General features: G+C 70.4%; 14 protein-coding genes and 1 pseudogene. 7 read left to right on the top strand and 8 right to left on the bottom strand.

The annotated features are described in order from the left end of the window. Window positions 1-94 precede the first annotated feature (94 nt). The 5 genes from ACFXHE_RS22940 (at window position 95) to ACFXHE_RS22920 (ending at window position 3,998) form a co-directional block, all read left to right on the top strand. Window positions 95-556: a M15 family metallopeptidase gene (locus ACFXHE_RS22940; RefSeq protein ID WP_379386410.1), complete on the top strand. Its 462-nt coding sequence runs from the start codon at window positions 95-97 to the stop codon at window positions 554-556. A gap of 282 nt (window positions 557-838) precedes the next feature. Further along, on the top strand, window positions 839-1,447 hold the full coding sequence (locus ACFXHE_RS22935) for a carbonic anhydrase (protein WP_379386025.1): 609 nt from the start codon (window positions 839-841) through the stop codon (window positions 1,445-1,447). A 72-nt stretch (window positions 1,448-1,519) separates the two neighbouring features. Then, the gene (gene cynS / locus ACFXHE_RS22930; protein WP_364618095.1) at window positions 1,520-1,990 is read left to right on the top strand and encodes a cyanase; all 471 of its coding nucleotides are present in this window, start codon (window positions 1,520-1,522) and stop codon (window positions 1,988-1,990) included. A gap of 126 nt (window positions 1,991-2,116) precedes the next feature. Continuing rightward, window positions 2,117-3,514, top strand: a complete 1,398-nt coding sequence (locus tag ACFXHE_RS22925) for a metallophosphoesterase family protein (RefSeq protein ID WP_379386023.1) — start codon at window positions 2,117-2,119, stop codon at window positions 3,512-3,514. 211 nt (window positions 3,515-3,725) lie between these two features. Further along, complete coding sequence (locus tag ACFXHE_RS22920) at window positions 3,726-3,998, top strand: hypothetical protein (RefSeq protein WP_379386021.1); 273 nt, start codon at window positions 3,726-3,728, stop codon at window positions 3,996-3,998. A gap of 258 nt (window positions 3,999-4,256) precedes the next feature. Here the strand turns inward: ACFXHE_RS22920 and ACFXHE_RS22915 are convergent, their stop codons facing one another. From ACFXHE_RS22915 to ACFXHE_RS22895, 5 genes are all read right to left on the bottom strand, one after another. Next, window positions 4,257-5,450 carry a hypothetical protein gene (locus ACFXHE_RS22915; RefSeq protein ID WP_354832037.1) on the bottom strand — a complete coding sequence of 398 codons (1,194 nt, stop codon included), beginning with the start codon at window positions 5,448-5,450 and terminating at the stop codon, window positions 4,257-4,259. A 340-nt stretch (window positions 5,451-5,790) separates the two neighbouring features. Continuing rightward, a complete protein-coding gene (locus tag ACFXHE_RS22910) occupies window positions 5,791-10,257 on the bottom strand; it encodes an SbcC/MukB-like Walker B domain-containing protein (RefSeq protein WP_379386019.1) in 4,467 nt (1,488 codons plus the stop codon). Then, the gene (locus ACFXHE_RS22905) at window positions 10,257-11,696 is read right to left on the bottom strand and encodes a TIGR02678 family protein (RefSeq protein ID WP_379386017.1); all 1,440 of its coding nucleotides are present in this window, start codon (window positions 11,694-11,696) and stop codon (window positions 10,257-10,259) included. Before ACFXHE_RS22905 ends, ACFXHE_RS22910 begins: the two co-directional genes overlap by 1 nt. Continuing rightward, a complete protein-coding gene (locus ACFXHE_RS22900; protein ID WP_379386408.1) occupies window positions 11,696-13,246 on the bottom strand; it encodes a TIGR02677 family protein in 1,551 nt (516 codons plus the stop codon). The genes ACFXHE_RS22905 and ACFXHE_RS22900 overlap by 1 nt, the downstream gene beginning before the upstream one ends. A gap of 197 nt (window positions 13,247-13,443) precedes the next feature. Next, window positions 13,444-14,016 (bottom strand): heme-binding protein, encoded by a 573-nt coding sequence (locus tag ACFXHE_RS22895; RefSeq protein ID WP_354832044.1) that lies wholly within the window; start codon window positions 14,014-14,016, stop codon window positions 13,444-13,446. Window positions 14,017-14,248: 232 nt separating this feature from the next. Between ACFXHE_RS22895 and ACFXHE_RS22890 the strand changes: the two genes are divergently transcribed. Further along, on the top strand, window positions 14,249-15,424 hold the full coding sequence (locus ACFXHE_RS22890) for a sensor histidine kinase (protein ID WP_379386015.1): 1,176 nt from the start codon (window positions 14,249-14,251) through the stop codon (window positions 15,422-15,424). Further along, window positions 15,421-16,062 carry a response regulator gene (locus tag ACFXHE_RS22885; RefSeq protein ID WP_379386013.1) on the top strand — a complete coding sequence of 214 codons (642 nt, stop codon included), beginning with the start codon at window positions 15,421-15,423 and terminating at the stop codon, window positions 16,060-16,062. Before ACFXHE_RS22890 ends, ACFXHE_RS22885 begins: the two co-directional genes overlap by 4 nt. 24 nt (window positions 16,063-16,086) lie before the next feature. Here ACFXHE_RS22885 and ACFXHE_RS22880 read toward each other — a convergent pair whose 3' ends face one another. The 3 genes and pseudogenes from ACFXHE_RS22880 to ACFXHE_RS22870 form a co-directional block, all read right to left on the bottom strand. Then, window positions 16,087-17,349: an acyl-CoA dehydrogenase family protein gene (locus tag ACFXHE_RS22880; RefSeq protein WP_379386011.1), complete on the bottom strand. Its 1,263-nt coding sequence runs from the start codon at window positions 17,347-17,349 to the stop codon at window positions 16,087-16,089. A 5-nt stretch (window positions 17,350-17,354) separates the two neighbouring features. Beyond that, window positions 17,355-18,359 (bottom strand): annotated as a pseudogene (locus ACFXHE_RS22875) (phosphotransferase family protein). Next, entirely contained in the window at window positions 18,356-18,631 is a 276-nt protein-coding gene (locus ACFXHE_RS22870; protein ID WP_379386009.1) for a hypothetical protein, read from the bottom strand. The pseudogene ACFXHE_RS22875 and the gene ACFXHE_RS22870 overlap by 4 nt, the downstream one beginning before the upstream one ends. Between the last annotated feature and the right edge of the window lie 123 nt (window positions 18,632-18,754).

Here is an 18,754-nt window from a genome sequence, read left to right as displayed (position 1 = left end):
CCGGATCGAAACTCGGTACCATCCCGATCCGGTGCCTTCCGCCCGGCGTCGCGGCGGCCGCTACGCGGTCCTCGCGCTGGTCGCCGGGGCCGGAATGCTCTGCGGCGCACTGCCCCTCGCGCACGCGGCACCCGCGCCCGCCGTGAGCAGCGGCCCGCTCGCCACCCCGGTCGCGAGCGAAACCGATGGCCTGGACCCGTGGCTGGCGCTGGCCTACAAATTCGCGCTCGCCGAGGCGCAGGGTCAGGGCGTGCCGCTGTGGATCGTCTCCGGCTACCGCACCCCCGCCGAGCAGGAAGCCCTGTGGGAGGACGGAATTCGCACCTACGGCAGCCCCGACGCCGCGCGCCGCTGGGTGCTGCCGCCCAGCGAATCCACCCACGTCACGGGCCAGGCCATCGACGTCGGACCGCGTGAGGGCGCAGCCTGGCTCGAGGCGAACGGCAACCGCTGGGGTCTGTGCCGCATGTACGACAACGAATGGTGGCACTTCGAACTGGCCACCCTCCCGGGCTTCGCCTGCCCGCCCCGCCTTCCCGACGCCAGCGACCGCTGATCCCTCGTCCCACGGGTCGTGGGCGCGCTGTCGCCGACGGGTGAGATCGATGCCCTCCCGCCAGCTTTCGACTGTGCGACAACCAACTTCGTTGTGCCCTCGGGTTTTCTTCTCTGGAATTCGCGGGGACGGCGGCATGGATGTGGATCGGGCGTCACCCGGTAGCTATAGATTGTGGTAATCATTCACATCGATATCAAGTCTTGGACACTATAGCTACAGCTCAGGCAAGGTGGATCAGGTCGGCCCACAGGGGTCGTCGACCCTCGGAGAGGAGTTCCCATGCCGAATCTCGCAGCCGGTCTCGGGCGGTTCCAGCGCGATGTCTTCCCCGCCAAGGCCGGGCTGTTCGCCCGCCTCGCCGGTGATCACCGGCCGGGCGCGCTGTTCGTCGGGTGCTCCGATGCTCGCGTGGTGCCCGAACTGATCACCTCCGCCGAGGCCGGGGAACTCTTCGTCATCCGCACCGCCGGCAATCTGGTGCCGCCGCATACCCCGGGTGCGGCGGATGGTGTGGTGGCGAGCATCGAGTACGCGGTGGGTGTCCTCGGCGTCACCGACATCGTGGTGTGCGGGCACTCCGCCTGCGGCGCCATGGCCGCGCTGTCCGAGGGGCAGGACCTGTCGACGCTGCCCGCGGTCGCGGGGTGGCTGGGGCACGCCGACGCCGCCCGGGCGCTGGTCGACCCCGACATCACCGGTGCCGCAGCGGTATCCGCGCTGGTTCGCCACAATGTGGTGGCACAGCTGGCCAACCTCGCCACCCATCCCGCGGTGGCCCGGGCACTGTCCCGGCGGACCCTCACCCTGCACGGCTGGGTGTACGACATCGGCACCGGCCGCGTCGAGGCGCTCGGTGCCGGGGGCGAGTTCAGCACTCTCGCCGCCTGATTCCCCGTTCTCTCCGAAATCCGACCTCCGATTTCGCGTCCGCGAAACGGTTTCCCGAAAGGAGGCACCGCCATGGTGCACGCACAGTTCGATCCGACGGCCCGCGAGGCGCTGGCCGATGCCGCCGTCGCCGCCAAGATCGCCAAGGACCTGACCTGGCAGCAGATCGCCGACGCGGCCGGACTGTCGGTCGCCTTCGTCACCGCCGCGGTGCTGGGCCAGCACCCGCTGCCGGAGAAGTCCGCGCTCGCGGTGGCCGAACTGCTCGAGCTCGACGACGATGCCGCCCGGCTGCTGCAGACCATCCCGCTGCGCGGCTCGATTCCCGGTGGCGTGCCGACCGATCCGACCATCTACCGCTTCTACGAGATGCTGCAGGTCTACGGCACCACGCTGAAGGCCCTGGTGCACGAGCAGTTCGGGGACGGCATCATCTCCGCCATCAACTTCAAGCTCGACGTCAAGAAGGTCGCCGATCCGGAGGGCGGCGAGCGCGCGGTCATCACGCTGGACGGAAAGTACCTGCCGACCAAGCCGTTCTGAGGCCCGGCCGCCCGGAGATGACCTGAATGTCCGGAGCCGGAAGCTGATCGGTCATGTCCGGGCACCTGGCGGTTCAACTGGCGACCGTACCGTCGCGGCTGAGGGATCACGGCGGACGGAGATGTGATGCTGGAACCGCGACTTCGGACCATGTGGCTGGCCAATGCGGCGAGCGGGGCGGCGGCTGTCGCCGTGCGCACGCCGCGCCCGGTGTTCGCCGCCCAGGCGCGGCGGGCGCAGCGCGAGGCCGTGGTGGCCTCGGATCTGGAAGTCGTGACGGTGACCGATCATTCGGCCGTCATCACCTGGACGACCCGGACGCGGAACCGGGCGGGGCGGCTGCGGCCCGCGCCCGCCGACACCGAGCTGCGCATCGCTCCCGCCGACGGGCGCGGTGTACCCCGTGTCCTGGTCTTCGAGGGTATGCGAACGGCGTACCACTATGCCGAGGTCCGGGATCTGGAACCGGGGCGCGCCTATCGATTCGAGGCGTACTCCGACGGGCAGCGCGCGGTGCCCGCCCGGACGCTGGTGACGCGACGGTCGGGAACACCTGAATCCACCGGCATTTTCACCACCTTGACGCCGCCGCCGGGGCGACTGCTGCGGACCCTCGCCCTGGCCAACGACCTGCACTACGGCGAACCGGCCAGTGGGCTGTTCGCGGGATTCTTCGAAGGACTGCGGCACAGCACCGACGAGTATCCGGAGTTCATGCTGCAGGCCATGCTGGAGGATCTGCGCCTGCCGGATCGCGGGGCGGACCATCTGGTGGTCGCGGGCGATCTGACCGATTCGGGAACGGCCGAGCAGTCGCGTGGAGTCCGGGACAGTCTGGACCAGTGGGGCCATCTGGGCCGGGATTACTTCGTGTGCAGGGGAAATCACGATGTCCGGCCACCGGAGGAGACCGACCACTGGGGTCAGGTGTTCCATGCCCGGGACCGGCTCGTCGAATACTTCGTGGGCGGCCTGCGGCTCATCGGGCTCGACACCACCCGGGCGCGCGGCGCCGGCGGCACCCTCGACCCGGCACAGCTGGACCACCTGCGCGAACTGCTGCGCGGCGAACCCGACCGGCCGACACTGATCTTCGGTCACCACCCGGTGACCAGGCATGCGGCGGTGAGCAATCCGGGCGGGCCCGGCTTCGTGCTGGATAGGTTCAACGCGGCCGCGCTGCACGCCCTCTACGCCACCGCGCCCGGGGTGTTCCTGCACCACAGCGGCCACACGCACCGGAATCGGCTGAGCCGCCCCGATTCCGGGATCGGGGTGGAATTCCTCGAGGTGGGTGCGGTCAAGGAGTATCCGGGCGGGTACACCCTGGTGCGGGTCTACGAGGGCGGCTACATGGTGAACTTCTGCAAGACCCGGTCCGAGGCGGCGCGACGCTGGAGCACGCGCACCCGCAGCCAGTACCTGGGCATGCACCCCGATCACGCACTGGGCAGTTTTGTCGATCGCAATCATGTCGTCCGGCGTGATTTCTCCGGCGTGTGCGCGGAGCCCTCGGCGAGTTGACCAGCAACACACCGGTTGACGCACCGGTAGGTCCGGTCAATACGCCCACAATTCCCGTGCTGTTCGGCATACTGCCTGATGCGAGTGCGCGCCACCCCACCTGGATGACCTACCCAGGCCCGATCGGATATCGCGATGTCCCTTCGTTCACCGCTGTGCGCGTGCCGCGGGTTCGGCATCCTGGGTTCGGTACTTTTCTAGCAACGGAGGCATGGTGGGCAGGCAGGGCGGGCAGTACCGTACGAATCACGGCACACTCCAGCACCAGCGCCCACCCGTTCGCGTCACCCGGCGCCCCGCCCAACCTGCCCCAGATGTCGTATTCGCTACCAGCTGGCTGATTTTCGAACTGCCCACCGCGGTACTGCTGGCCGTCTTCGTCGGCACCGGCTGGCTCGGCTACCTCCAGCACGCAGGCACCCCGGCCCAGCCGCGCTCTGCCGTAGTGGTACCCGCCGATACCGCCCGCCCGGGCGCTCACTGAGTCGGTTCGGTACCAGACCCGGCGATCCGACCGGTCGCTCGCGCCCGGCGATCAACCGCGAGACCGATTGCGCCACTGAGCGTCCGGGTCGTGTTCACCAGCCCGGACGCCGATACCAGCGACGGCACGATCACCGCGCGCGTCGCGTCACCGGCGGGAAAATGACGCCACCCCGGTGCCGCTGGCTGCGGGTCACCGGGGTGCTGGCGGGCGGATCGGCCGAAGCTGGTGCAGCGGCGGCCGATTCGGCGCGGAGGGTCAGTCGTCGAGGGAGCTGCCGTTGCGGGAGCGCGACGCGGCGCGGGCGCGGCGGCGGGCGGCCTGCAGTTCGGCGAGTTCCTGTTCGAGGGTCTCGGCGATCCGGAACTGGCCGGTGTCATAGACATTCAGCGGCGGGACCGGATCGGTGAGATCGGCGAGCGGGGAACGGTCGTCCTCTTCTTCGGTCTTGCGGCTCTTGCCGGTGGCGGAGCGGCGCTCCTTGTCGGCGGGTTTCGCGGTGTCCGACTGGCTTTCGGCCCGGGCAGGTCGGGGCTCGACCACCTGGGCTTCGGCATCGACGGTCTTCTCGGGCTCAGCGGGAGCCGCGGGAAGGGCCGGGGTGGGAGTCGGCACCGCCGAGGGGGAAGGGCGGCCGGGCCAGGAGACGACGGTGGGCATGGAGCGGCGGATTTGTTCGCCCGGGTCCGGCAGATCCCGGATCTGGTCCGTGGCACGCACGATGGCCAGACCGTACCGACCGGCCGCGGCATTGTGGATCAGCAGCGCCACACCGATCATCACCGGTGCGATGGCGTGCACGGCCACTTCATACCAGCTGCCGTTCTTCAGATACGGGTAGGTGTTGAGCATGACGGTCAGGCCCAGCAGCGCGAACTCGGCCACCACGACCTGCCGGCGGCTGTCGATCACACCCCACTCGGCCACCTTGTTGGTGCCGATCATGATGATCACGAGGCAGACGCTGATCATGCCTTCGAGCAGGTAGCTGAACCAGTACAGCGGATCGCTCGCCCCGCCCGGGGCGATGTTGTGCTGCACGTTGACCGCGGACCAGAGCATGCCGGCCGCGACCACACCGGCTAGCGCGCGCTGACTCCACGCCCGATGCTTGTACAGGGACGCCAGTTTGGCGTGCGGGCTCGATTCCCGCCGCTGAGCAGCGATCGCCTTGCGCGCCAGCAGCAAGTCGCGAATGTCGGCCTTCTCAATCTCAATGGTGGTCTGTCGGGCCCGATCGGCCGCTGATGCCGCGGCCTCGGCCTGTTTCCAGCGCTGCGCCCGCTCCTGCTCGCGGATGCGCTCGGCCAGGTCGCGCTCGGCGACGAGCTCGGTCTCCGACAGCGCATCGGTGAGAGCGGGATCGTATTGGTATGCCAGCCGTCCCCGGGCCTTCTCGACCCGTTGCGCCAGCTGGGTGACCTCGTCCTCGCGCGGATGTTCGATCGTCAATTGGTCCCCCGTCCAGGGAGTCCCGATGGATGACAGGTGATTCCGGTAGGCACGGAGAACATTTCTAGTCGATACACGCCCAACCGCGAAACTGTTGATTTGCCGATGGTCCAATCCTTACGGCGCGCCGCGCTGCGACACGCGGAATTGAGTGGGAGTCAGGGCAGTACGAAGACGTCGTCCGATCGGCTGTCCAGAGGGGTTGCCGACCGGAGTTCGGGCATCACCATATAGGACCCGGTGGCATCGCGCAGGAACGGCGACCCGTATGGGCGAAGCTGCGTGGGCGAAGGATCGAAAGACGGGCGGACGGTGGGAGATTCGGCGCGAAGCTCGGGGGTCAGCTGATCGTCTCGAGTTCCTCGTCCATCGGGATCGCGCCCTCCGGGCCGTGGGGGAGGCGGCGGCGGTTGGGGGAGCCGAGGGCGGTGGTGAGGTCGGTGCCGTCGTGTTCGGCCAGGAGATCGTCGGAGTCCCAGACCAGCAGGGTTGCGCTGACGGTGTTCTCGGCGGCGGAGTGGGCCAGATCGTAGTGGGCGCAGGCGGGGACGTGGGGGTAGGTGATCCAGAGGTCGTAGCCGGTCATGAAGAGGTCGAGGTCGAATTGGACGGACAGGCCGAGGAGTTCGCTGCGGCCGTTGTCGTCGACACCGGCGAAGGCCTCGTCCAGGGCCAGCAGGCGGGGGGCCTGGGGGTCGGCCGAATCGAGCATGACGTGGGCGGCGGCGAAGAGCGGAAGGTGCAGGGACACCGACTGTTCGCCGCCGGAGAGGGCGCTGTGCCGGGCGACCGTGAGGCGGTCCTCGGCGCCGTCGGCGGTGACGATGGTGAACGAGAAGACGCGCCAGGTGCGGTAATCGAGGGTGGCCGCGAGGATCTCGGGGAACGAGCGCTCCGGGTGGGCGGCGCGCGCGGTGCGGATCTCCGCGGCGAAATAGGCGCGGATGGTGGACAGGTCCTCGGGGGTGAGCTCGGCGGAGTCGCGGTCCAGGAGCTTGCAGACCGCGCGGGCCGGCTCGGCGAGATTGTCCGCCAGCACCCAGTGCACGCCGATGGTGTTGCCGGAGGACATCCGGCGCTGCCTCATCTCCGCGCCCATGCGGGAGATGAGATCGCGGGCGTCGCAGGTGCGTTCGTGGATCTGCTGGGCCAGCCCGGTCAGCAGCGCGTCCTCCAGGATGCGGCGCTCGGCGTCGGTGAGCAGCAGCTCCTGATCGCGGCGGGCCGCGCCGATGCGCTCGGCGAAATCGGCCAGCGCGGACAGGCCGTGGTCGTCGTGCACCTGCACCACGGTGAGGCCGTCGGCGGCGTCCCAGTGCAGGCGGTAGTCCTGGCGGGCCGCGGTCAGCGCGGCGTCGAACTCCTGCAGGGCGGTGGTGACCGCGCTGCGGGTCGACTTGCGGGCCGCCTCGCCCGCGCGCACCGAAGCGGTTGCGGAGGTGAGGTTCTCGAACAGGGCGGACACCTCGGCGGGCAGCACCGTGGGCTCCTGCTCCGGATCGCCGTTCTCGATCCGGTACAGCAGCTGTTCCGGCGTCGACCACGCGGCATCGCTGCTGGGCCAGCGGCTGTCGGCGGGCGCGCCCAGCAGGCTCAGCAGATCCGGGCGCGCGTACGGGGCCAGATGACGGACGTCGGCGAGCAATTCGGTGAGCGCGGTGCCCAGTGTGTCGTGGGCGGCGCGATGCGCGCCCTCGGCGGTGCCCACGGCCTCGATGGCGTCGGCCGCGGCCTTGCGGGCGGCCTTCTGCTCCGCGCGCGCCGCCTCGATCTTCTCCCGTGCCGCGTCCAGCTCGCGATCGATATCCGCGGCGCCGGCGCCGAGCGCCTCACGCAGGGTCTCCAGTTTGCGCAGCTGCTCCTCGTACCCGGCCCGTGCGGCCTCGGCCTCTTCCGCGAATGCCTCGGCCAGGTCCTTGGCTTCCTCGAGCCGGTCCCCGGCCTCCCGGGCCCGCTCGTGCTCGCGCTGATGATCGCCGCGCAAGCGCAGCAGCGCCGTCCCGGCGTTCTCGAAATGGCGGACAGCGGCCGCCAGCGCATCCAGCTCGGCAGGATCGCGCGGCGCGCGATGATCGGCCGCGATGGCCCGAACCTTCTTGTCCGCGTTGGTGTATTCCGCCACGGCCTGATCCAGATCCCGCTCGGCCTGGCCCGCCGCCTCCGAGCGTGAGCGCAGCATGCCCGCCGCCTCGGCGACGCTCCGCAGCGCGGCGGTGACCGCCGTGGTCCGCGGCAGCGCCTTGGCTGCCGCCGAAATCCGCCCCAGTTCCGCGGTGGCGGCCTGTTCGTCGGCTTCGGCGGTATCGGCCTCGCCCACAGCCGTTTCGATGGCAGCGGCCAGCTCAGCCAGCCGCAACTCGCGCCGGCGCGCGCGGGCGGTGGTGCCGATGAACTCGGCGTCGGCCTTGACGTGCCGGCCGACCTGCACCCCCTGCCGGAACCGGCCGTCGGTGGCGATGGTGAGCTGCCCCTCCGCGCCGACCGGCTGTGCCTCGGCCCCGGTGACAGTGCGCCCCTTGCCATTCGCGCCGGCGGCCGTGACCGACCCGGCGACCTCGTGCAGTGCGATGGACGCCAGAATGCCGGAGACGATCTGGCGCGGCACGGTCAGCGTGTCCGAATCATCCTCGACGACAAGCACATCGGCGAGCGTGCGGCCGGTGGGGCGCAACTGCTGCGGCAGCGGCGTGAGGAACTGGTCCGAAGCATGGTCCGGCAGTTCGGCATCCGCGCACACCCAGGCGTCGAGCAGGTTGGCGGCCTGTAGCGCAGCCTCGATCCCAGCTGCCTCGTGCGCACCGACGCCGTCGGCGAAACGCACCAATCGCCACAGCGGCGCGCCGGCCCGATCGGGTCGCGCATCGGTGCGCGCGGCGAAAGCCGGTGGCGCGTCCTCGCGTTCGGCCGCGACCCGCTCCCGCTCGGCGCGCAGTTCGCCCGCCCGTGCGGTCGCCTGGGCCGCCCGCGCCCGCGCCTCCTGCCGCCGCGCCCGGATCTCCTCGGTCAGCGGCTCGGTGCGTTCGGCGAGCACTTCGGCCGGTGTGGCCGGAACCGAGCCGTCGTCGAACACGTCGACCGGTCCCCGGCCGGTCGCAGCCGTGTCGACGGCTGCGCCGCCATCCGGTCCTGTCGCCGAGCGCTTTCCGCCCGCCTTTCCGGTCCCGTCCTGGGCCGCCGAGTCGCCGCCGGTGCGAGACCCGGCCCGCATCGCGGCCTTCTTGCCGCCGCTGGCCGGGCGCGGGGCGTGCTCGGTGCCGACCTGTCCGAGCGCGTGGTCCAGTGCCTCGAACAGTCCCGTGCGAATCGGCGCGTAGACGTCGCGGTGCGTGTCCCACCAGTCGCGCAGGGACACAGCGGTGTTCGACCGGGCCAGGGCCACTCCGGCTTCGGCCTCGGCCAGCTCGGCGGCGGCGGATTCGCGCAGCTCGACCGCGCGCTGTGCGGCGCGTTCGGCCCGGGTGCGTTCGGTGACGGCCTGGTCGACCAGGGTCAGCGCGCGGCGGACGGCGCGGACGTCGGCGTCGCGCTCCTCGGCATGGGAGCGGACGGTGGTGGTGAGGTGCTCGGCGCGGGCCGATTCGGGCAGGGCCGACCAGCCGATGCCGGCTTCCTCTGCGGCGGTGCGGAGTTCGTCCTCACCGCGGAACAGTGCGGAGGCGGCGTTGGTGACGGCGGCCTGGGCGCGTTCGGATTCCTCCAGCCGCTGGTCCACGGTCTGACGGGACTTGAGGGCCTTGTCGCTGTGCACGGCGGCGGAGGTTTCCAGCCGGCGGACGGCGCCGGCGAGATCGTCGAGCTGCTGCTTGCCCTCGTAAGCGCTGGAACGCTGGAGGGTTTCCCGGTCGGCGAGGGCCTGCTCGTAGGCGCGGTCGGCGTCCTCGGCGCGGGTCTCGGCGGCCGCGCGCTCGGTGTCGCGGCGCTTGCGCAGGGCGGCGGCCGCGTGCAGGGCGGTGCTGGAGTGGGTGACCGCGTCCAGGCGCACCCGCACCTGGTCGATGTCCGTCTTCGCCTGCACGGCAAGGTATTTGCGGTAGACGTTGACGAAATCGCGGGTCGCGGTGTCGGCCTGGACCAGGCCCTCGAGGGTGCGCCCGACCTCCTCCATATCGCTGAAGGAGCGGGCGGCGTCCAGGATCAGCTGCTCGTCCAGCGGACGCAGACCATCGGTGAGCGCCTGCGAGAGGCCGCGCGGGTCCAGGTTCTTGGCGAGCTGCGGGCGGCGCAGCGTCAGGATCAGATTGATGAGCTGGTCGTAGCGCTGCTGCCCGAGCCCGAACATGCGGGCGTCGATGGCCGCCCGGTACTCGACCGGCCGGTCCACGATGGCGTCGGAGCCGATCTGCTCGGCCAGCTGCTTGCGGGTCAGCGGCCGGTCGTCGGGGCCCAGCAGCGAGAAGTCCACGCCCACCCGGCCGTCGGCGACGAAGTACCAGCGGGTCACCTTGTCGTTGGAGCGGGTGGCGCGCATGCCGATGCCGATGGTGACGGTCTCCGGCCCGGTCCAGCTGCCGCGCGCGAACTCCATCCACACGTACGAGTAGGCCGATTCCTGCTTGCGGTACAGCAGGTTCGACTTCATGGTGCGCTCTTCACCCGCGAACGGATTGAGCCGCCGTGGCTCGATCCGCCCGTCCAGCACGAACGGGAACAGCACCTCGAGGGCCTTGGTCTTGCCCGAGCCGTTGGGCCCGCGCAGCACCAGCCGCCCGTCGGCGAAGCAGAACTCCTGGTCGCGGTAGTCCCACAGGTTGATGATGCCCGCCCGGGTGGGGACGAAGCGCACTCCACCGTGAATGTGGTCGGCCATCAGTTCCCGGATCCCTTCTCTGTCGAGCTGTCCGCGGGCGCTGTCGAGCTAACCGCAGGCACGGCATTCGCGCCGAGTTGTGTGGGGGAGATGAACAATTCGGTCTCCGCGCGGGTGCGGACGGTGACGATCGCGCCCCGGTACCGGGCCAGCGCGGGCCGGATGAGCAGGCCGCCGTCGACCAGCTCCACCAGCCGCAGCCGCTCCAGCAGCGAGACCGCCTCGGCGGTCAGGCCCGGTACATCGGCCTGCCACTGCGCGGCGAAGGTGTTGCCGTACCGGTCGGTCAGCATCTGCACGGTGTCACGGATCCACGACGACTCGAGGAACGGGAACTCGGGGACCTCGGGCTCGGCCGCTTCCACGTCCGAATCCTCGTGCGGCCCGAAGACATCGATCGGATCCGCGAGCGGTGCGAACACGGTATTCGACGGAATGGCGGTGTCGAGTTGCTCCATCAGATCCAGCAGCGGACGGTCCGGCCGCGGCCGGCGTTCGACCGGATTGTCGATGTCCAGCACCAGATCCGCGATCTCACCCGCCAGCAGCAGCGCCACCTGCGCGAGCGTGCCCGTGCCCGGGAACCGCACATCCGACAGCCGCCCCGAACTGTCGATCAGCGCAACGCCTTCCGCGCGCCGCTCGGCCCGCAGCCCGGTGAGGTACTCGACCTCGCCGACCAGCTTCTCCTGCCCCAGCAGCGAGCGCTGCGGCTCGTCGAGCTCGTCGGCGTAGACCACCGGCTGCTCGACCAGGGCCCGCCGGACCTCGCGTGCCGCCAACGCCAGTGCGGGGGAACGGGTATCGGATCCGCCCGCCTCCTCGCCGAGCAGTCCGGTGACGCTCTGGAGATGCTGCAGCGCCCGCGGCGGCCGGAACAGCGCGAAGACCACCGATCGGTCGATGTCGTAGAGCGCCTCACCGGCCTCCGGGTCGCTGGCCCAGCCCCCGGCATCGCCGTCGGCCAGGGTGACCGCGCCGCGCGCCGCCAGCCAGCCGACCGCGTCGACGAACGCATCCCGATCCGCGGCCCGATCCGGCGCGAGCTCGAGGCCCTCCACCCGTTCGGTGTAGGCGGCCACTTGATCGGCCAACTCCGACAACGTGATCTGATCCCCGGCCCGGCCCAGCGCGGCCAGGGCCAAGGCGAGATAGGCGTAGCGGCGGCGATCGAACAGCCGGTCACCGGTAGTCCGCGCGGGCCGCCCGGCGTCGAGCCGATCCAGCACCGGGAACAGCCGCGCCGTGGTCTCGGTGACCTCCAGCCGATACCCGAACAGCTCGGCCAGATCCTCCCGCAGCTCCGTCGCCCACCGCCGCAGCAGCGGCAGCGCAATGCGATCCGGATACGTGCGGGTCACCAGGTGATTGGCCAGAATCACCCGCGCCGCACGCTGATAACTGTCCAGCGCGAGCGAATCGATACTTCGCGCGTGCATCAGCCCACCTCCCCGCCGCCGACCGCCCCGCCTGCGGGCGTGACCGACGGATCCGGCCGATTCGACTGCGCAGCAGGGGATTTGCGACCGCGCAGGGCAGCGGTCTCGCGAACCTCGAGTCGCCGGTTGTTGAGGTGCAGCACGCCCTTGGACGTACGGACGAGCGTGGACCCCTCGTGCTCGGACACGGTGAGTGTCACGCCGTTGTCGGAACCGGAGGTGCCCGGTACCCGCCCGCTCACCGGCACCCACGCGGTGGACGCGGCGTCGAGCAGCTTGAGCAGCACCTCGGTCTCGCCCTCGTCGAGCTCCCGGTCGTAGAGGTCGGCGGCGGCCAGTGAGCGTGCGGCCTCGGCGCGGGCGCGCTGGGCATCGAGCTGTACCTGGCGCAGGCGGCGAATCCCCGCGTCATTGCGCTGCAGCCGGGCGGGCGCACCCGGCGTCGGCGGCCGCCCGGTCTCGGCGAGGGTGCGGGCGATCTCCAAAGGTGGTGCGTCCCACCAGGATCGGATGGCCGGAATCACATCGGCGTCCGGGTGCTGCATGGCCAGATGGCGGGGACGGCCCAATCCGAAGACGGCGTCGTACAGCGCGTGCGCGGCCTCGGCGGTCGGGGCGGCGGTGAACCACCCGGCGAGGTGTCGCAGCGCCGATTCCCGGCTGACTCCGCCCTTGCGGGTCTCGGTGACTCGTCGCAGCAGCGAGAGCACCGCCGCGATGGCGCTCATGGTCGCTTCGCGCAGCCGCTCGCATTCGGTGAGCCCGCCCTCGTCGTCACTGATGAACCAGGCCCGCAGCCCCTGCCAGCGCGCCCGCCAATCCGCTTGGCGCTCAGCGGTATTCAGCAGCACCCGCTCGTCGCAGCGGGCCGCGCGTTCGATGAGATCCTCGACCCCGGTGTGCTCCACCTCGCGAATGGCGGCGGCCAGCCGCGGTGCGAAACGTGCCAGGTCCATGGAGAATTCGCGCATGTGCGCCAGCAGCGCGTCCTTGTGCGCGAGGAAGGCTTCGGGGGTGGCCTCGGTGGTCCGCACCAGATCGCCGAGCGTGAGATAGAAGTGCGCCGCTCGCTCGGCCAGATCCGACAGCGCCCGGTCCAGCCGGTTCAGTACCCGGTAGACGCGCGGCGCGTCCGCGCTCTTGTTGGCCTCGGCGAGGGTGTGCAGATCCGCCAGCAGCTCCGGCAGCACCAGCCGCGAGAGCGCGGCCTCGTCGAGCCGTGCCTCCAGCACATCCGAAACCGCCCGATATGCCTGATAACCCGCCTGTGAGAACTGATAGACGAAATGCCGGTTCCGATACTCGGCCAGCGTCGCCGCCCGGGTCCCGTCGTAACTGCGTTCCAGCACACCCCACTGGTGCAACTGCTCCAGCAGCGGACCCACCTCGGTGGCGGTCAGCGCGGGCGCGCCCGGGCAACGATCGAGCGAGTCGGCGACGTCGGAGGCGTGCAACAGCACCACGTAGGCGGCGCGGGCGGTGTCGAAGGCCCGCAACACCCACAGGTAATCGGCCCGTTTCTCGGCGGTGGCGAAGGAGAACAGACGCAGCCGGTCGGCGTCGCTCCGCCGCTCCGCGCTTGGAATCTCCTCAGACCCGACCCCCCTCGGGTCGGGCAGCAATCCGTCAGCGGACTCGGTCACCGGGAGAAGGTTAGTACTCCCTCCCGACCGGTTCGGAATCGTGCCGAGTGTCGGCGCGCCCGATCCGGCCCCCCGGTGACCGATTCCGGGTCCGCGATCGCCGGTCAGTTACCGAGCGCGGCGACGCCCGCCTGCGCGAACTTCTCGTCCTGATCACCGCTCGGCGCACCCGCGACCCCGATGCCCGCGATCGGCGCGCCACCCTTGGCGGCCACCGGGGCGCCGCCCGCGAGGAACAGGGTGCCCTGGATGTCGGCCAGATGCGGCGCACTGTCGAGGCGCTTGGCCAGCTGGGAGGTCGGCGCGTTCCAGGAGACCGCGGTGAACGCCTTCTGCTGCGCGGACGAGTAGGACTGCGGCCCGGCGCCGTCGCCGCGCAACGTGACGACGGTATTGCCGTCGCGATCCACCACGGCGACCGTCACGTGCTGGTTCTCCTTCACCGCGGCATCCAGCGCGGCCTGCGCGGCCTTGGTGGCGGCGGCAATGGTCAGATGGGTGCTCTGCTGCAGGTTGCCATTGGCGACATCGGCCGCCACCGGGGCCTTGCTGCCCGGATCCGGATCCTGTGCGTTCACCGACACCACGCCGATCACCCCGGCGGCCACGACCGCCGCGGCCGCGCCGCCGATGACGAGGCGCTTGCGGTTGGAGCTGGACTGCTGCGGGGTGGTCATGATGTCCTCCACGGATTCTCGGGTGAAAGCTGTTCGCTCTGTTCGCATTCCAGCTTGCTGCCCAGGCCGGACGGGCACATCGACGCAGCGGCCAGGAATTCGCGCGCGGTCCGGCTGATCCCCGTATCAACCGATCGGATGACCCCGGGAGCGGTGGGTCACGGCAGAATGAGGGTGTTTGTCCATGCCACCGAGTGTTCACCCACGTCGCTGCCGCCGAGGAGGTGCCCGCATGCCGTCTCCGGACCAGGTGGGCGCGCAGCCCCGTGACGACACCCGGTTGCTGGGCACCATCGTGCACAGCGCTTTCTACGTCCTGCTGGCCGCGTCGATGCTGCGCTTCGTGCTCCGCCACCCCGACAGTGCGCGCATGCCGTGGGTGATCGGACTCTCGCTCGGACTCGCCGTGCTCTATGTGCTGAGCGAACGGCGCGCCTCCCGTCGCGTGCCGCTGTTCGCGCTGCTGGTGACCGCGTGGGCGGTATTGGTCGTCCTCGCACCGAGTTTCGCCTGGTGCGCCGTGCCGCTGCTCTACACCGGCCTGCGCATCCTCCCGCTGCGTGTCGCCCTCGCGCTGGTCGCCGGGCTGACCGCGCTGGTCGTCTTCGCTCAGCTGAAGCTCGCGGGCTGGGCCGACCCCAACCTGCTGCTGGCCCCGCCCGCCGTCGCCGCCCTCAGCACCGCGCTGTTCGTCGGCCTGATCCGCCAGACCGAACGGCAGGCCGCACTCATCGACGACCTGCGCGCCACCCGCCGGGAACTCGCGGCCACCGAACGCCGCGAAGGCACCCTCGCCGAACGGCAGCGTCTCGCCATGGAGATCCACGACACCCTGGCCCAAGGACTTTCGAGCCAGCGCATGCTGCTGCAGGCGGCCGACCGGATCTGGGACAGCGAACCGGACCAGGCCCGCGAGCACGTGCGCAGCGCGGCAGCCGTCGCGGAATACAACCTCGCCGAGGCGCGGCGCTTCGTGCACGACCTCGCGCCCACGGATCTGGCCGCGGGCGGGTCGCTGATCGCGGCGCTGGAGGCGATGGCCGAACGGGAGAGCGGCGACTCGCTCAGCGTGCGCATCCACGTGGAGGGCGCGCCGGTGGGACTGCCCGCGGGCGTGAAGGCGGCGGTCCTGCGAATCGCGCAGGGGGCGTTGGCGAATGCGCGCGAGCATGCGGCCGCGACCGCGGTCACCATCACCCTGACCGACCTCGATGACCGGCTCGTCCTCGACATCGCCGACGACGGCCGGGGTTTCGACCCCGCCGAGACCGCCACCACCGCCGACCGCGGCCACGGCCTGCCCGCCATGCGTGCCCGCCTGCGCCAGCTGGGCGGCACCCTCACCGTCGAATCGGCGCCCGGGGACGGCACCGTCGTCTCCGCCGAAGTCCCCCTGGAGCGGTCGTGACCGAAGCCGAAACCCCTGTCCGCCTGGTGATCTGCGACGACCACGTGGTCGTCCGCGCCGGCCTGCGCGCCCTGCTGGGCAGCACACCCGACATCGACGTCGTCGGCGAAGCGGGCAGCGGCCCGGAGGTGGTGGCCCTCGCCGAGCGTCTCCAGCCGGACGTCGTGCTCATGGACCTCCAGCTCGGCGGCGACATGGACGGCATCGAGGCCACCCGCCGCATCACCGCGGGCGCTGGTGTGACCCCGCACGTGCTGGTGCTCACCACCTACGACACCGACGCCGACATCACCCGCGCCATCGCCGCCGGCGCGACGGGCTACCTGCTCAAGGCCGAACGCCCCGAGGAGCTGTTCGCGGCGATTCACGCGGCCGCGCAAGGACGTACGGCACTGTCCCCGCCCATCGCGGACCGGGTGCTCAACCGCATGCGAAACCCGCAGCCCACGTTGACGGCCCGGGAGTTGGATATTCTCGGCCAGCTGTCGCAGGGGCTGGGGAATCGGGAAATCGCCCGGGCGCTGCATGTCAGTGAGGCGACCGTGAAGACGCACCTGGGGCGAATCTACGACAAGCTGGGCGTCGACAATCGTGCCGCGGCAGTCGCTGTCGCGAACGAGCAACGGCTCCTGAAGTGAGTCACAGCCGGCTCTTGAAGTGAGTCACAGCCCCTTGGGCGCAGCCTGCTGCATGAAACCGAAGAGGTAACCGGCCACGCGCCGCATCTGAATCTCCTCGCTGCCCTCGGTGATTCGATACCGGCGATGATGCCGGTAGATGTGCTCGAACGGCGTGTGGCGGGAGTAGCCGAGCCCACCATGAATCTGCATAGCGCGGTCGGCCGCTTCACAGCACAGCCGGTTGGACCAGTAGTTGCACATGGACACCTGGGCCGACTGCGTGAACGGGCCGTAGCGGTCCATGGCCCACGCGGTCCTGTGGATCAAGGTCCGCAGCATTTCGCACTGGGTGCTCAGCTCCACCAGCGGAAACTGGATCGCCTGGTTGGCGGCCAGCGGCGTCCCGAAGGTCTTGCGCTGCTTGGCGTAGGCGATCGACCGGTCGATGCAGTATTGCGCCGCACCTAGGCTGGACGCGGCCTGGCGGAGCCGATTCTCGTTGAAGAAATGCTGGACGACCGCCAGCCCGCGTCCCTCCTTGCCGAATATCGCGTCGGCCGGCACCCGCACGTCCTTCAGCACGATGTGGGCGTGGTCGGTGGGCATATTGAACGTCCACAGGAACTCGGCGATCCGGAAACCGGGCGTGCCGACCGGGACGAGGAAGGCGGTGATGCCGACGCCGTCTCCCGGGCTCCCGGACGTGCGGGCGAAGATCAGGTCGGCGTCGGCGCGGTGCATGCCGGTGTTGAAGGTCTTCTCGCCGTTGATGATCCAGGAATCGCCGTCGCGGACCGCCGTGGTTTCCATGAAGGTGGCGTCGGAGCCGTGATCGAGCTCGGTGATGCCGAAGCCGAAGAACTTCTCGCCGGTCGCCAGGCCGGTGATCCACGCCGATTTCTGTGCGGGCGAACCGTATTCGTGCATCAGCAGCAGCCCGACATTGTTGGCGACGACGGCGTGCTCGGTCTGCAGGTCGCAGTGCAGGCCCAGGCCGCGGCGGGCCAGATGCTCGCGGATGACGGCCATGTCGAGGTTGGAGCCGTCGCGGCCACCGTATTCGGCGGGACAGGCGTAGCGGAGGTGGCCGGCGGCGTCGGCGCGGCGGCGGGCCTCGGCCAGCAGGTCCTCCCAGTCGCCGCTGGGGAGGCCGCCGCGGTCCCAGTCGGTGCGGGCGTCCTCGCGGCGGTGGTCGAAGAAGCGGATATTGTCGCCGGTCTGTTCCAGCGGGACGATGTCGCGGTCGATGAACTCGTCCAGTTCGGCCAGATATTTCCGCAGCTGGTCGGGCAGCTCGAAATCCATGACGGTCACCTCGATCCGGTCGGGCGGATCTGCATGAGCAGATCCCATTCGATCTCGGGAATGCGCCGCCCGCTGGCGGCCATGACAATGCTGGGGACGGTGCCGTCCAGGAACGCGGCGGCCTGGGCGGCCAGCATGGCGCCCCACCCGAGGGTGCAGGCCACCTTCCACCAGCGGAAGCGGTCGGCGTTGAAATCGCCTCCGGCGGAGGCGTATCCGCGTACGAAGGTGGCGCAGTCGGTGAAGCCGCCGAACTCGCGGTCGTCGACGCCGAAGCGCCACATGCGCAGGGCGGACCAGGCGGTGTCGCGCATGGGGTCGCCGAAGCGCTGGGCGCCCTCCCAATCCAGCACCGCCTCGATGCCCTCGGGACCGACGATGAGGTTGCCGTTGCGAATATCGGTGTGGATCAGGGTGGGTCGCTCCGGGGGCCCGGGGAGGTGGCGGGTCAGCCAGCGCAGTGCGAGGGCGAAGACGGGACGGTCGGCGAGCAACCGGGCAACCGACGATTCGGCGTCTCGCAGAAACGATTCGGCGGGATCGTCCCCGGGGCTGCCGGGCAGTTCAGGGGAGCCCTGCCCGGGGTCGATTCCATGCAACAGGGCCGTGGCCCGGCCGAGTTGCTAGCCCACCAGACCGCCGATACCGGCCTGCTGCACCAGCCGCAGGACTCGGCGCGGCACGGTCTCGCCGTCGAGGCGCTCGGACAGCATGAACGGCTCCCCGGCATACCCGGTGTCGGTGCACACGGCCAGCACGTGGGGGACGGGTACCCCGTGCTCGCGAGCCAGTTCACGCACGCCCGCCTCGACATCGACCGGGAGCAACTGCACACTGCCCGGCACGAGTGTGGCGACCAGCCTCAGTACGCACCCGCCGAGATCGGCGTCGAAGGCGATATTGCGTCGCCGCGCGCCCGCCGAGAGCGGCCGCAGGTCCGAGATCGTCACCGCGCGGCCGATGTCCTCGGACAGGAATCGGGCCAGGCCGGCCGTCATGTCGCCGGTCATTCGCCCTCCCAGGCGTCATAGCCGGGTTTGGCGATGGCCAGATCGGCGCGGACGATGGGCACCAGCACCGCCCACAGCTCCTCGTCGTCGGCTGTCTCGGGCACCTCCGGAGGCTGCGTTGTCAAGGTGACTTCCCGCTCCAGCATCCGGGCCAGATGCGCGCCGACGCGAGCCTGATGCCGCAACTCCGGTGGGAGTGCGGGCAGGAGCGTCGTCTCCAGCAGATCCGCGAGCGCCGTCAGCAACTCCGGTGCCGTGGGCCGATACTGCATGGCGTGCCTCCGGCATGAAATCCATTGTTCGGCAGGTAAACCGGGATGGTACGGGACCACGCGGCGCGATGGCCGTGAATTGCGGGCGAATGCCCGCAGTTGCGGGTCGATGTCGGGGGTGGC

Source organism: Nocardia sp. NPDC059229 (genome assembly GCF_042754165.1).
Taxonomy (GTDB): domain Bacteria; phylum Actinomycetota; class Actinomycetes; order Mycobacteriales; family Mycobacteriaceae; genus Nocardia.
The sequence above is the reverse complement of the archived record's forward strand: the minus strand, read 5'-3'. Positions and strand labels throughout refer to the sequence as shown.

What these genes read in the sequence shown, in the direction of transcription:
- ACFXHE_RS22935 (WP_379386025.1), top strand. Translation starts at nt 839, where the DNA reads ATGCCGAATCTCGCAGCCGGTCTCGGGCGGTTCCAGCGCGATGTCTTC.
- ACFXHE_RS22940 (WP_379386410.1), top strand. Translation starts at nt 95, where the DNA reads ATGCTCTGCGGCGCACTGCCCCTCGCGCACGCGGCACCCGCGCCCGCC.
- cynS (WP_364618095.1), top strand. Translation starts at nt 1,520, where the DNA reads ATGGTGCACGCACAGTTCGATCCGACGGCCCGCGAGGCGCTGGCCGAT.
- ACFXHE_RS22925 (WP_379386023.1), top strand. Translation starts at nt 2,117, where the DNA reads ATGCTGGAACCGCGACTTCGGACCATGTGGCTGGCCAATGCGGCGAGC.
- ACFXHE_RS22880 (WP_379386011.1), bottom strand. Translation starts at nt 17,349, where the DNA reads ATGGATTTCGAGCTGCCCGACCAGCTGCGGAAATATCTGGCCGAACTG.
- ACFXHE_RS22920 (WP_379386021.1), top strand. Translation starts at nt 3,726, where the DNA reads ATGGTGGGCAGGCAGGGCGGGCAGTACCGTACGAATCACGGCACACTC.
- ACFXHE_RS22890 (WP_379386015.1), top strand. Translation starts at nt 14,249, where the DNA reads ATGCCGTCTCCGGACCAGGTGGGCGCGCAGCCCCGTGACGACACCCGG.
- ACFXHE_RS22910 (WP_379386019.1), bottom strand. Translation starts at nt 10,257, where the DNA reads ATGGCCGACCACATTCACGGTGGAGTGCGCTTCGTCCCCACCCGGGCG.
- ACFXHE_RS22895 (WP_354832044.1), bottom strand. Translation starts at nt 14,016, where the DNA reads ATGACCACCCCGCAGCAGTCCAGCTCCAACCGCAAGCGCCTCGTCATC.
- ACFXHE_RS22870 (WP_379386009.1), bottom strand. Translation starts at nt 18,631, where the DNA reads ATGCAGTATCGGCCCACGGCACCGGAGTTGCTGACGGCGCTCGCGGAT.
- ACFXHE_RS22905 (WP_379386017.1), bottom strand. Translation starts at nt 11,696, where the DNA reads ATGCACGCGCGAAGTATCGATTCGCTCGCGCTGGACAGTTATCAGCGT.